This is a genomic window from Limisphaera sp. VF-2, assembly GCF_049537125.1.
GTDB lineage: Bacteria > Verrucomicrobiota > Verrucomicrobiia > Limisphaerales > Limisphaeraceae > Limisphaera.
Window position 1 is genome coordinate 1114535 of the sequence record NZ_JBMVQY010000001.1, and the last position, 13743, is coordinate 1128277.

Annotated in this window: 10 protein-coding genes; 4 read left to right on the forward strand and 6 right to left on the reverse strand. The window is 66.2% G+C overall.

Annotated elements, in window-relative coordinates; all coding sequences use genetic code 11:
• Positions 1-28: 28 nt before the first annotated feature.
• The 3 genes from lpxA to rpmI all read right to left on the reverse strand — a co-directional run bounded on the left by lpxA (position 29) and on the right by rpmI (position 1737).
• Positions 29-871: an acyl-ACP--UDP-N-acetylglucosamine O-acyltransferase gene (gene lpxA, locus ACPDIT_RS04025; RefSeq protein ID WP_423441774.1), complete on the reverse strand. Its 843-nt coding sequence runs from the start codon at positions 869-871 to the stop codon at positions 29-31.
• A 232-nt stretch (positions 872-1103) separates the two neighbouring features.
• Complete coding sequence (gene rplT, locus ACPDIT_RS04030) at positions 1104-1487, reverse strand: 50S ribosomal protein L20 (protein WP_423441775.1); 384 nt, start codon at positions 1485-1487, stop codon at positions 1104-1106.
• 34 nt (positions 1488-1521) lie between these two features.
• Complete coding sequence (rpmI, locus tag ACPDIT_RS04035; RefSeq protein WP_423441776.1) at positions 1522-1737, reverse strand: 50S ribosomal protein L35; 216 nt, start codon at positions 1735-1737, stop codon at positions 1522-1524.
• 1342 nt (positions 1738-3079) lie between these two features.
• On the opposite strand from rpmI, the gene ACPDIT_RS04040 reads away from it, so the two are divergent.
• The 4 genes from ACPDIT_RS04040 (at position 3080) to ACPDIT_RS04055 (ending at position 7111) form a co-directional block, all read left to right on the forward strand.
• The gene (locus tag ACPDIT_RS04040; RefSeq protein WP_423441778.1) at positions 3080-4297 is read left to right on the forward strand and encodes an aspartate kinase; all 1218 of its coding nucleotides are present in this window, start codon (positions 3080-3082) and stop codon (positions 4295-4297) included.
• A gap of 39 nt (positions 4298-4336) precedes the next feature.
• A complete protein-coding gene (locus ACPDIT_RS04045; protein ID WP_423441780.1) occupies positions 4337-5134 on the forward strand; it encodes a 2-phosphosulfolactate phosphatase in 798 nt (265 codons plus the stop codon).
• A gap of 145 nt (positions 5135-5279) precedes the next feature.
• Positions 5280-6161, forward strand: a complete 882-nt coding sequence (locus ACPDIT_RS04050) for a dolichyl-phosphate beta-glucosyltransferase (protein WP_423441782.1) — start codon at positions 5280-5282, stop codon at positions 6159-6161.
• A 35-nt stretch (positions 6162-6196) separates the two neighbouring features.
• Complete coding sequence (locus ACPDIT_RS04055) at positions 6197-7111, forward strand: HAD family hydrolase (RefSeq protein ID WP_423441784.1); 915 nt, start codon at positions 6197-6199, stop codon at positions 7109-7111.
• On the opposite strand, the gene ACPDIT_RS04060 is transcribed toward ACPDIT_RS04055, so the two are convergent.
• The 3 genes from ACPDIT_RS04060 to pheS all read right to left on the reverse strand — a co-directional run bounded on the left by ACPDIT_RS04060 (position 7090) and on the right by pheS (position 13401).
• The gene (locus ACPDIT_RS04060; RefSeq protein ID WP_423441786.1) at positions 7090-10890 is read right to left on the reverse strand and encodes a LamG-like jellyroll fold domain-containing protein; all 3801 of its coding nucleotides are present in this window, start codon (positions 10888-10890) and stop codon (positions 7090-7092) included. The genes ACPDIT_RS04055 and ACPDIT_RS04060 overlap by 22 nt on opposite strands.
• A 139-nt stretch (positions 10891-11029) precedes the next feature.
• Positions 11030-12205 carry a hypothetical protein gene (locus tag ACPDIT_RS04065; RefSeq protein WP_423441788.1) on the reverse strand — a complete coding sequence of 392 codons (1176 nt, stop codon included), beginning with the start codon at positions 12203-12205 and terminating at the stop codon, positions 11030-11032.
• A gap of 179 nt (positions 12206-12384) precedes the next feature.
• Complete coding sequence (gene pheS, locus ACPDIT_RS04070) at positions 12385-13401, reverse strand: phenylalanine--tRNA ligase subunit alpha (RefSeq protein WP_423441790.1); 1017 nt, start codon at positions 13399-13401, stop codon at positions 12385-12387.
• Between the last annotated feature and the right edge of the window lie 342 nt (positions 13402-13743).

Here is a 13743-nt window from a genome sequence, read left to right on the forward strand (position 1 = left end):
CGGCGGCCGGCCCGGGCGGATCGCCCGATCAGCCCCTCGAACCCGCGGAGTCCTCCGGGGGCTCCGCTTCGGCCTCCGCCTCCGCACCGCCGGGCCGCTGACGCGAGAGATGACGGCACAGACCGCGCCGGCTGTTCTCCACGAATTGCAGGAGGATTTGGGCCGCAGGCGAGGAAAACCGCTGCCGTGCCTGCTGCACGGCTTCCCGCAGGGGCAGGCCCTGGCGGAACAGCAGGCGATACAGCCGGCGCAGTTCGAGTCGTTCCCCGGCGGAGATCCCGGCGCGACGCAGGCCGACCACGTTCAGACCGCATAACGCATTGTCGCCCCAGGCCACGGTGAAGGGAGGCAGGTCCAGACTGATGGCGGACCCGCCCTGCATCAGGGCCAGCGTGCCCACGCGCACGAATTGGTGCACCAGACAGTTCCCGGAGATGAACGCGCGGTCTTCCACGATGACATGGCCCCCCAGCAACGCACCGTTGGCCACAATGACGTGGTCGCCCAGCACACAGTTGTGCGCCACGTGACAATGGGCCATCAGGAAGTTGTGGGAACCGATGCGGGTGTCCTCCTCGGGCCGGTTGCTGCGATGCACCGTCACATGCTCGCGAAACACGTTGTGGTCGCCGATCACCAGACCCGTGGGCGCATCCTTGTACTTCAGATCCTGCGGGGCATCCCCGATGACGCACCCGGCGTGAAACCGGTTGTGCGCGCCAGCGCGGAGTCGTCCCCACAACACCACATGCGGCCCGACGATACAGTGCGGGCCCAGCTCGACGTCCCGCCCGATTACGGCATAAGGCCCGACGGTCACGGTCGGATCCAGTCGGGCTTCCGGGTCCACAATGGCGGTGGGATGGATCATGAAGTGCACCCGTGCGTGATCCGGCCGGGCTCCCGGCCGGTTTGCTTTGCCTTTGCCATGGGACGACCAGCCCGCCGCCGGCGGCGGCACGGGCCTTTTCTCGATTCCACGGCCCCAGTCCCCGGTCACCCCGAATCCAGAACCCGCTGCGGCGACCTCTTCTAAAGAAAAACTCCGATGGACGGCCCGGACCGCCATCGGAAGAGATTAACCGGGCAACCCGCCCGGCTGGTCAGGCGGCCTGAGCCAGCCTGGCCCGCTTTTCTTGCAGGGCGTTTTGGGCCAGCTTGATCAGCTCGGCAAACGCCGGCGCATCCTGCGCGGCCAGGTCGGCCAGGATCTTGCGATCCAGGGCGCATTGAGCCGCCTTGAGTCCCTCCATGAACCGGCTGTAGGTCATGCCCGCCGCGCGCACGGCGGCGTTGATCCGGATCTGCCACAAACGCCGAAAATTGCGTTTCTTGGTGCGACGATCGCGGTAGGCGTATTGCCGGCCGTGATCAACCGCGTCGGACGCGTACCGGTAAAGCTTCGAACGCCGCATCCGGTAGCCTTTGGCCGCCTGGATCATTCGTTTGCGGCGTTTTCGGGAGGCTGGGGCGTTGGTGACTCGCATAGGGGAACCTGGTCAATGGCAGGAGGAAAAGCGTTTAGCCGCGGTGGCTGAAGGGCAGATTGGCCAGCACCCGTTCCGCATCGGCCGACTCCACCAAAACCTGCTTGCGCAGGGAACGGCGGCGCTTGGGGCTCTTGCCCTGCAACAAGTGCCGTCGGCCTGCGCGGGATCGCAGGACCTTGCCCGTGGCGGTGATTTTGAACCGCTTGGCCACGGCCTTTCTCGTTTTTACGCCTCGGGGACGTCGCATATCGCCAGTCCTTTCTGTAAAACAGAGCCCCGACAATAGGCGAATGCACGGATGGACGCAAGTGCCTTTTGCACTTCCTTTGGCCACGCGGCGCGTTTCTGATGCTGGCACCCCTGCAAGCCGGACGGAGTTTTTCCGTCCTCGGCCCGGGAAAAGCCGGGGGAAACCGGGTGTTGCCCTGGGATCCTCGAATCCGCGGCCCGAACACTGAAATGCGCCCTCCGCTGTCCCTTGCTCCCAAGGGCCAACCCACGCGCTGGAGGTCCACGCCCTTTGTCAGCCCGGGCTACGCCGTCGGAGTGACCTCCCCCCACCCACCGCGCAAGGAAAGGGCGCAAGCCGATGCCCCCCCCATTCCAAGCCGTCGTTCGCCGTTGCTCAAGGGGACGTAGCACGCCGGGGCAAAGCGTGGGTCAGCCCACTGTTGGAAACGGCAACCCGATAGCGCCAGGGGCGCAGTGGAGACCAGCAGCTTTGTTTTGCAGGCGCAGGGTGAGGGAGCCCCGACCGGAGCCAGCCCCTGCCGGCCGGCGTCATGGAGACCCAAGATGGAGCCGGAACTACCGCGCCGGCCCGCCTCGGTCGTGCAGCCGGGCCCTGGGCCGGGTCGGATCCGCTTCGCTGGTCAGGACCGCCAGACCGTCCCGGGCCTGGGGAGGGCGGCGGCTATTCCCCTCGTTCGCCCCGCAGGCACTGCCCGCGGCATTGGACTAGGTACCGGACTCTCCAGACATTGAGCCGGATGCCGATGCGGAACAGGCTGCACGCGGCCGGACGACAGGTCTGTTCGGTGGACGTCGCACCGGCTTGCTGTTCCAGGGCCGTGGAAAGCAGGCGCGTGGCTTTGTGCAGAACAGGGCCCTGGGCAAAGTGCCGTAGTGGCCGGAGGCTTTCTCCCGGACCACCCGCATCGGCAGCTCCACGGTCGCGAAGGTCGCGAGTCCGTGGAGGGAGCCCCACCGCAGGGCTCGGCAGCGGGGCGGTGTTGGGCCGGAACGGCCTGTTGGGCGGCAGCCGAGGCCTGCACGTACAGGCGGACCTGCGGCGCGGGGGCCGTTTTGGCCCGGCGGTTGCGGGCCATGGACGTTCTGGAAGCCACCGATGACCGTGGCGGTGACACCCACGGAGACGGTGGAAGGCACCGTCCTTGACACGAGCTCAGTCACAGGCTGCAGGGGGCCGAGCTTCATCTTTCCCCGCGCCATCGACAATCGATGAAATCACCGGCGCTGTCCGTGGACATCGCTTTCGGATCTTTTCAACGCCGGCCCGTTGACGTAGCGTGGGAAGTCCGAATCGGGCGGAACCTGTCCAACCCGGGCGGCCGCACCGAAGTCAAAGTATGGCGTTGATCGTTCAGAAGTACGGGGGCACCTCGGTGGCCAACACCGAGCGCATCAAAAACGTGGCCCGGCGCATCGCCCGTTACCATCAACGCGGCGATCAGCTGGTCGTCGTCGTGTCCGCCATGAGCGGCGTGACCGACGGCCTGATCCGGCTGGCCAAGGAAATCACCCCGCTGCCGAACGAACGCGAACTGGACATGCTGCTGGCCACGGGCGAGCAACAGACGATTGCGTTGACCGCCATGGCCCTGCATGCCCTCGGGATCCCGGCCGTCTCTCTCACCGGCGCCCAGGCCGGCATCGTCACGGACGGCATCCACACCAAGGCACGCATCCGCAACATCACCCCCAAGGCCGTGCGCGAATTGCTGAATGCCGGTTCCGTCGTCATCGTCGCCGGCTTCCAGGGCGAAACACCGGACGGCCAGATCACGACCCTGGGCCGGGGCGGGTCGGACCTGACCGCCATTGCCCTGGCGGCGGCGCTGAAGGCGGACCTCTGTCAGATTTACACCGACGTGGACGGCGTTTACACCGCGGATCCACGCATCGTGCCCACCGCCCGCAAACTGGAGGAGATCTCCTATGACGAAATGCTCGAGCTGGCCAGCCTGGGCGCCAAGGTCATGCAAAGCCGCTCGGTCGAGTTCGCCAAAAAATTCGGTGTGGTTTTTGAAGTCCGTTCCAGTCTCAACGACAACCCGGGAACCATCGTGAAAGAGGAAACCAAAAGCATGGAAGGCATCGTGGTGCGCGGCGTGTCCCTGGACAAAAACCAGGCCAAAGTCACGCTGGTGGGCGTGCCCGACCGGCCCGGTGTGGCTGCGCGGATCTTTCGGGCCCTGGCCGACGCCGCCATCAATGTGGACATGATCGTTCAAAACATCAGCCACGGCGACGGTCCGCCCACCACCGACCTGTCTTTCACCGTGGACAAGGCCGACCTGGCCAAGGCCCGTCACGTCATCGAGGGACTCCAGCCCGAACTGGGGTTCCGTCAAATCCTGGCCCACGAAAACATCGGCAAACTCTCGATCGTCGGCGTGGGCATGAAGAGCCACAGCGGCGTGGCCGCCCGCATGTTCGAAGTGCTGGCCCGGGAGGGCATCAACATCGACATGATCTCCACCAGCGAGATCAAGATCTCGGTGGTGATCGATCTGGCCCGTGCCGAGCACGCCATGCGCGCCGTGCACGCGGCGTTCCTGGGTTGAGCCCCTTCGACGCTCCTGCGCGCCCGGGAGCCCGCGGTCATGGGATCCGTGTTGGACACGCGCCTGGGGCCCGCGGACTGGGAACGTTTGACCTCTACAGACCTGGCCGGGGCCGCCTGTGTGGTATTCGACATCCTGCGTGCCACCAGCACGGCGGTGACCGCCCTGGCCCATGGCGCGCGTGCCCTCCTCCCGGTTGGCACGCTCGAAGAAGCCGTGGCTCTCCATCGCCAGCATCCCGAATGGCTGCTGGCCGGCGAACGCGGCGGCCTGCGCCCGGGGCCCGAATCGACCGGGGGGGTCGCGTTTCACCTGGGCAATTCCCCCCGTGAGTTCACCCGGGAGCGCGTACAAGACCGCACCATCGTTTTTACCACGACCAACGGCAGCCGCGCTCTCCATGCCTGTCGGCACGCGCCCGCGGTTCTGGCCGGAGCCCTCCTCAACCTCACCGCCACCGTGGAGGCCGTGCGGGCCCTGCGACCCGATCGCGTCTTGCTGATCTGTGCCGGGACCGGCCCGGACCCGGCCCTGGAAGACGTGCTGGCCGCGGGCGCTTTCATCGAACAGTGGAGCAGGGCAAACCTGGAGTCTCATCTGACCGATGCGGCGTCTGTGGCATGGCGGGCATGGCGCGGGGCAGGAGCGGACCTGTCCGGGGCCCTGCAGCACTCCGCCAACGCGCGGCGGCTTCTGGCCCTGCCGGAACTCCACGACGACGTCGCCTGGTGTCTGCAGCACGATCGTTTCCGTCTGACGGCCTGGCTGGACCCCGGCACCAACGCCTTGATCGCCCGGCCAGCTCCTGCAGGGCCGCACCCTCCTGCGCCGCGTTGACCGGTCCTTCCCTGCGTGGGCCCGCGCCTGCACTGCCCGGGCCCGGTTTCCCCCGGTCGACGTCCGGGAACCCCCGCTCCCGACCCACCGACCTCCCACAGGCGGGCTTTGCAAATCCCGACGGTTTTCCGCAACCTGCCCCTCGATGGGCACGCCCGAACCAAGCCTGTTGCTTCTGATTCCGGCCTACAACGAGGAGCGCCGCATCGAGCCGGTCCTGCGGCGGTACGCCGAGTATTTCGAGCAACACTATACCGCCCCGTTCCAAATCGTCGTGGTGCTGAACGGCTGCCGCGACAACACCCGCGGGGTGGTGGAACGCGTCGCCCGCGAACATCCTTGCATCCGCTGGCTGGAGTTTCCCGATCCCATCGGCAAGGGTGGCGCGTTGATTGAAGGACTCAAACTGGCCGGTCAGGCCGAGGCCATTGGTTATGTCGACGCCGACGGGGCCACCCCGCCCGCCGCGTTTCATGCCCTGGTACGCCGACTGCCCGAGGCCGACTGTGTGATCGGGTCGCGCTGGCTTCCGGGGGCCGTGCTGCACATCCCCCAAAGCAGCCGGCGCCGCTTCGCCAGTCGCGTCTTCCACGCCATCGTGCAGCTCCTTTTCTGGATGAACATCCGCGACACGCAGTGCGGCGCCAAGGTCATGCGCCGGGAGGCCGTCCAGAAAATCCACGCCAACCTGACCATCGCCGATATGGCGTTCGACATCAACCTCCTCTACTGCCTCAAACGCGCCGGCTGCCGCATCCTGGAAGTGCCCACCGAATGGACCGATCAACTGGGCTCCAAGGTCCGACTCTTCCGCACCTCGCTCACCATGTTGTTGTCGGTGATCCGGATTCGTCTCATCTATTCGCCTTTCTACCGATGGCTCCGCCCCCTGCGCCCGGTGGAAGCCTGGCTTTACAAGAAACTCCGCGCCCCCGTGCCGTTGCCGGGCCCCGACCCCGATCAAATCCCGCCCGCGGCCCGATCTTCCCCTCCCAACCGCGACGGCGCGTCCCCACCCGCCCGTTAGGGTGCCTGCCGATTCTCCCCCGAGCCGTGTCCACCATGCCCCCAACCGTCCAGTTCATCGGCCCCGTCGAGTTCAGCCCGGAATTCCGTCCGCGTCCCGGCCTGTCGCATGTGCTGTTCGATTTCGACGGCACGCTTTCCCTCATTCGCCAGGGCTGGCCCGAAGTCATGGTCCCCTTGTTCGTGGAGTGGCTGCCGCCCCTGCCGGGCGAAACCGAAGAAGAACGACGCCGTCTGGCCTACGAGGACATCATGCGGCTCAATGGCAAGCAGACCATCTACCAGATGATCCAGTTGACGGAACGCATCCGCGAACGGGGCGGGGTTCCGCGCGACCCGCTCTGGTACAAGCACGAGTATCTGCGCCGATTGGAAGCGCGCATCGCTCATCGCAAGGAGGCTTTGCGCCACCGTCAAACGCCCCCGGACACGTACCTCGTCCACGGCGCCCGGCCGTTTCTGGAACACCTGGTCACCCGCGGGTTCACCCTCTACCTGGCCAGTGGCACGGACGAACCGTTCGTGCGCGAGGAGGCGCAATTGCTCGACATCGCGCACTACTTCGGTCCGCGCATCTACGGAGCCCGCGACGATTATCAGTCCTTCAGCAAACAAAAGGTCATCGAGCGCATCCTCCGCGAAAACGGCATCACCGGGGCCCAACTCCTGGCCTTTGGCGATGGCTACGTGGAAATCGAAAACACCAGGGCCGTGGGAGGCCTGGCCGTGGCCGTGGCCAGCGATGAAGCCCATAACGGCTCCGGCCGGTTCGATCCCTGGAAACGCGAGCGCTTGCGCGGCGTGGGCGCCGACGTCGTCATCCCGGACTATCGGGACGCCATCGCCGTTTTGCAGTGCCTGCTGGGCGAGGCCGTGCCCCCTGGTCCCTCAGGACCGCCAGCCGGGGCCGACACGACCCGCCCCGAGCCTCACGGCGCCCGCAGTCGGTAAAACACCCCGCCTGAAGTGCCCGTCGGCCGGACTTCCCATTCCTGCGTAAAGGCCGAATCGGGCAGCGGGAACCAGGCAGCGGGATTGGTCAGGTCGGTCGCATTGGTCTCCAAAATCCAGCCGCGGTAGGCTGCGGGCCATTGGATGCGCCACGCGCCCGACCCGGGGACCGCCTCCCACTGAACCCGGGGCGGCTCGGAAACCCCCGAACGCACCACGCGAATGCGGCCCTGATGGATTTGGTTCGTGTCCCACGCCAACCCGAGGGGCAACGGAGGAAGGGTCACGGAGGCAAAGGTCACCCGCAAATCCACCCCTTCGAACCACTCGTAAACGTCCCCTGCCCGAAAGGCGCCCGGTTCCCCGGTGCGATTCGTCACCACCAAGGTCGCCGTACCGGACAACCCACCCAGTGCGCGCAACACGGCCTGGGTCCGCAGCAGCGGATCCACCGCAATCCACAACGTGCTCCCCGCGGGGAGGCTCAGCGGTTGCAACAACGTCAGCCGTCCCACCTCGTTCGCACCCGGCGCACAAACCGCCCCCGCCTGGAAAGTGACCGCTCCCGGGATGACCCCGGTGCCGCCCAACGCGGCCCCGGCACTTACCACCACCGGGCCCGGTCCCAGCGTGCCGTTCACCCACAGGGTGCCGCCCTGGACGCTCGTGGTGTTCGTGTACGTGTGCGTGCCCGCCAACGTCAGCGTGCCCGCGCCGCTCTTGATCAATCCCAGGGGTGCCCCATTGGTGGATGCACGAATCGGCCCGGTCACGCGGTGGTGCCCCGAGCCCGTGAACACCAGGTTCCGCCCTCCGGTCAGGCTGCCGATGTACTGCACCGGGCCGGCCAGCACCAGCAGACCCGAGTCGGATTGGAAGACCACCCGGTCGCCGCCGACCTCCAGGTACACCGGCCCGTTCAGCTGGTTGGTCCCCTCCAGATTTCGAACGGCCGGTGTGGCGTGATTTCGGCAATTCACCACCACGGTGGCCGGCACGTCGATGCCGCCCGCTCCGCCTTCCAATTCCAGGGTCGAACTGCCGCTGTTGTTGTTGCGCAACAAGATCCGGCTCAAATGGCGAAGCGCAGCGGGATGTGCCGCCCGCACGCGCCCATCTGCCGCACTGCTGCTGCCGCTGTCCAGATAAGCGGCACCGGACAAGCTGTTACTTGCGGCCAGGATCAGCAGACCCGGACCCGATTTGGCGAAGCCGTTGGTACCGGCCAACGGCACGGCCAGCGTCACCAGGTTCGTCACCACGATGGCCGGCGGGGCACTGCTGCCGGAGTCCAGCGTCAGGATGGCCTCGTTGGTCGTTTGCAAACTCCAACCCTGCCCTCCGCTCACATCTCCGAAACGCAGCGTCCCGATCGTGCGCGGGCTGTCGAGCCACACTGTCCGGGGCGAGGTGATGTTCAACGTACTGAAGTCGGCGGTTTGCCCCGGTCCGTGCGCGATCTGCCCCTCGCTCCACCGCGACGGATCTCCCCACAGACCGTCCGCGTCCACCGCCCAACGTCCACTGCCGAACACGGCCTGGACCTGTACCTTCACCACCGCGTAATCGTTCAGGCCGGCCTGATCGGTCACGCGCACCGTGATGTATTGGGGACCGACATCCGAGGGGCCGGGGGTTCCACTGAGCCGTCCATCCAGGCCCACCTGCACCCAGTCCGGTCCGGCAGCCTTGCGAAAACCCACCAGGCTGTCTCCCGGATCCGGATCCCGGGCGGACCCCGCCAGGGAGGCCGTCCACGGTTGCCCCTGGATCACCGTGCCCAAGTCGAACACACGGTTCGGGAATTGCGGCGGCTGATTGGTCATCAGCCGGGCAATTTGTTCTCCAGTGAGGACGTAGTCCGTGATCAGAACCTCGTCCATGAACCCGTTGAAGTGCGGGTCCGCCGGCCATTGACTTCGTCCCAGGAAATTGTATCGCGGCTGGAAGGCAGCCGGTGTGATGGAGGTGGCGTTGGAAGCCACGCGCACGCCGTTGACATAAATCTGTGCACTGCTGGCGCTCAACGTGACCGCCACGTGCACCCACCGGTTGGCCGGGAACCCGGCCGTTTCCACCATCTGTTCCGTGCCCCCGTTCCGCAGGCCAAACCGCAAGGTGCCCGCACTGCTGCGCGGCGTCAGAAACATGTAGTGCGTCGTGCTGTTGCCGAAATCGAAGATGCGCTGCCAGTTGCCTCCGCCCCGCCAATACACCCAGGCGGCGAAGGAAAAGCCATTGGCCCGCACCATCCCCGGCGGCAGGCTCACCCGTGTCTGCACCCCGTCGAACACCAGGGCCCGGCCCCGCACGCCGTTGGTGAAGACCGGACTGCCGGTGGTCACGCCATGGTTGGCATGTCCCGATTCATCCCGCACGTGGTCGTCGAACGAGTACTGGCCGATGCCACGCGTCCCCGGTTCCGGCGCCACCTGCAGATACCCGATGCGCGAGGGTTGGTCGCGGTACACCGCACCTGCCGAGGTCAGGGAACCGTCGTCCCACTTCACGCGGCGTACATCCTCGACCCAGTTGTACAACGCGTAGCGCTCCACCCACGGCGTTTCCTCCAGCATCTGAATCATCGCCGCAATACAGGCCGCCTGCTGCGCGAAGGTGGGATCCGCGCAGCTGGTCCAGTTGGCGCCGTTGTTCCACTCGGTGATCCAAAGGGGACGCCTGACCTGGTCGTAGGTGGCCTTGAGGAAGTTGTAAAACTGGTTGGCCGCGCCTGCGGGATCGGCCGGGTTCCAACACCAGTAATAGTGGACCGCCACAAAATCCACCCGCAAACCGGCGGCGTCCGCCTGCTGCAGGAAGGGATAAAGCGAGCTGCTGCGGCCACCATCGGAGGGCGCGGGCGAGCCCACGCGCAGGCCGGTGGCCAGCAACTCCGGCCATGCCGCCAGGGCCTCCGCCACGCTCAGGTTCGCCTGGTCGGGGCGGTCCGGCTCGTTGTAGCCCAACAAATGCACCGAGCCCCGGCTTCGCCAGTCCTGCGCCAGGCTCGGCCACCAGCGGTTCTGCTTGATCGGCACATACTCCACGTCCGCACCGGAGTTCTGGTTGAGGTTCCAGTTGTATTTCCAACCCACGTTCAGCCCGGCCTCGATGTCGCCCGCGATACCCTTCTTCGAAGTCCACCGCCACGGAACCACGTAGACAAAGCGCACCTTGCCGCTCAACTGCGGCGGCAGCACGCCCAGCTCCACGTCCCCATCCGCCGCCACGTAGTTCCGGCTGTAACCCGTGCCATCCTCGCGTTCGGCGAGTGTCACGGCGTGGCCGCGTTTGAGCCGAAAGGATTCGATCCGCCCTTCGAACGCCCCCAATCCGGGTCCCCGGTGATGAACATAAAACGTCAGGGAGGTGGAAGCCCCGGTGAAATGCGGCCCGGTGAAGACCTCCAGGGGACGAAAGGAACTGCCGTGCGGCACCACGACCGCGCCGTCGCCATAAGGGACCACGCGACAGTTGCTGTTGACCACGGCGCCGGCGCCGGCAATTCGAATCTGCGACAGCAGTCCGGCGCCCACGGCCGAAGGGCGGAGGGCCGTGAACACCAAATAAGCGTCGGGAGAATCCAGATGCACCACCGAACCCACCAGGGGCTGAACGCCACTGGTCAAGCGCAGCTCACAACGCCCTGTGACCACCACGGTGACATTGGTCAGGCCCGGGTACGTGTGCGTGCCCCCCTCCAAAACCCGGGTTTGTGCGCACGCCGCAAGGGAGCAAATCCCGGTGGACCATCCGACCCAGCGCAACAGACTCCTCATCCGGCTCGTCCCTGGCGTCGCCGTGACAATCATGGCGCTTAAATCTCCTCAGAAGAGCCGGACGGCACAAGTCACCCTTTCGGGGGAGCCACGGTTCAGCCTCCCCACCGGCCAACACCTCGCGTCTTTTCGGCGGGGATTACTGCCCACCCAGCCACCGGAAAAGGGCGCGCGACCGGAAAGGACTCCCCGGGCCCAACAGGGCCGCGCGACTTCGCCGCAAGTCAGCCTGGATCAACAGACCCACACTGTGCGCGCCGTGACCGTCCGACCGCAACGCGCGCACGCCGTACCCGTAGCCGAGCGCCACCTGCCATACAGCCGACTGATACACCAGCCCCAGGCCCACCCCGTGGTGCCACCGGCCCGCCACCGGCACCCCGGGCAGATCATCCACCCAGGCGCTCGCGCCCATCACCGTCCAGTGCCACCGCCGCCGTTCATCCAACGGCCACAACACCGCCGCATTGCCCAGCACAAAGCTTTCCGCGCTCAGTTCCTGATAGAAGTAACCCGGCAGGCTCAGTGCGAATTCGGCTCCCAGCGGCAGGAGGGCGCCCAACCGATACGACCCGAGCCGGTCGGCGTCCGCACTCCCGCCCGCCGTAACCCCGGCGGAAAACTGCAGTCCGTTGCGCCGCGTATGCGCCACCGTCGCCCGGGCCCACCAACGCTGCACCGCAGACTCCAGACTCCGATCTCCGCCGAATCCGTACCGACCCGGCTCGCTGCGGCCTTCCCACTCGTGCCACACCGACAATTCCAGTGCCGACCGCGGGAACAGGACGGGTTCCCGGCCGCCCCATCGCAGTCCCGTCCGCACCCGCCACTCGAAATGATCCGGGGGCACCGCAAACTCCGGAGCCGTCTCGTCGCTCTCGTCATAATCCACATAATGGCCCGAGACCCGCACCACCGCGTGCAGCGGCACGCGCCAGTCCGGATCGAGCCGATGATACAGACTCAGCGAGACCGAGCCTCCGTGCCCCTGGAAGGATTCCGCCTCGATGTAACGGCCCCGGCGAATCTCGTTGTAACTCTCCGCAAACCCGCCCCCGGCCAATCCCAGGGCCAAATGCGTCCGCGGCCCCAGCGCCCCGCGCCAGGCCAGCTCGCTGTCCAGATACACGGGTGCCACCGCCAGTCGCAGCGTCGCATTCGACGTCAGAAATCCCGGTTGATTTCGATAGTAAAAGGCGTAACCGGAAAACGGAGCGTGGCCGGCGAGGGCCTGGTTGTAGCCGAATTGCACAAGTTCCCGGAGCTCTGGATCGACCTGGGCCACGCCGCAGATCGCCGCAAAGCACAGCAGCATCCCCACCAGGCTCCCGCTCGCCGTCCACCGCCGGACGCGGGCGGGACCAGGGCTCCTCCCCCCCGGATCACGTAGAGCACCTCCCTGCACCGACCCTCCCTCGTGTTGATTGGAAACCGCAAGATTCGGTGAGGCCCACCGGCCCGTGCCCGCCCCGGTGGTCTTCTCATCCTGCGCGGTTAAAACTGGTGTAAAAACCGCAAATCGTTCTCGTAAAACAGCCGAATATCGGTGATCCCGTATCGCAACATGGCAATGCGCTCGATGCCGAAGCCAAAGGCCCAACCCGTCCACACCTCGGGGTCGTAGCCGACCGTTTCGAACACCACCGGATGGACCATTCCGCAGCCCGCAATCTCCAGCCATTCCCGTCCCATCTTGCGGGTCAGCGCGTTGCTGAAATCGATTTCATAACTCGGCTCGGTGTAACTGAAGTAATGCGGCCGAAACCGGATGCGCACATCGGACCCCATCAGTTCGCGGAACACGAATTCCACCGTTCCCTTGAGGTCGCCCACCGTGACTCCCCGGTCCACATACAACCCCTCGATTTGATGAAACGTCGGGTTGTGCGTTGCATCGGCATTGTCCCGCCGGTACACGCGACCCGGGACGATGATCCGCACCGGGGGCGCCTGACTTTCCATGACGCGAATCTGGACACTGGACGTGTGCGTGCGCAGCAGCCAGCGCCCTCCCCGGCCCGGAGGATCGGGCAGATAAAACGTGTCCTGCGTGTCGCGCGCCGGATGATCCGCCGGCGTGTTCAACGCATCGAAGCAGTGATACTCATCCTCGATTTCCGGGCCGTCGGCCACGGCAAACCCGAGCCGTCGGAAACTGCGCACGATGTCCTCGACCACCTGGGTCAAGGGATGCAGGCGGCCCACCGGCCGACGACGCCCGGGCAGGGTAAAGTCAAACGGCACCCTGGGCCGCGCCGCTTCCAACTCCAATTGACGCCGCCGCTCGGCCAGGGCCTGTTCCAACTCCGCCTTGGCCGCGTTGATGGCCCGGCCGGCAGCCGGGCGTTCTTCTTTGGGCAGCGAGCCCAATTGTTTCATCAGCCCCGTAAACCGCCCGTGGCTGCCCAGCCACGCCGCCTTGGCCTGCTCCAGACCGGTCAAGTCCTGCGCGGACGCAAACGCGGCCAACGCTTGTTGCTTCAATGGTTCCAGCTCATCCAACCATGACATGGCACCCGGCATTTAAAAGCAAAGACCGCCCCGGCAACAGCCGAAAACGTCGCCCGCCGGGCCCGGTCGGGGACGCGCGGGCTGCAGACACCCCACCTTCCAGCGAACCCTCTCATGAACCGCCCCTGCACCCGGCGCCTGGCCGCTCCGGGGGCCCTTTTGCGGGAACTCCTGCTTTTTCCTCCCACGGCCTCCAACCCATGCCCGACGCGGACCGCCCGGTCCCCGTGCCCGAGGCCACCGCGCGCCGTCAGGTGCCCCCCGAGCCGCCCACAACCGGAAATTGTTACTTGTTCCCAGGGCCCCAATCTGTCAGAAATGGCAGTGGGAACGCTGGAAATG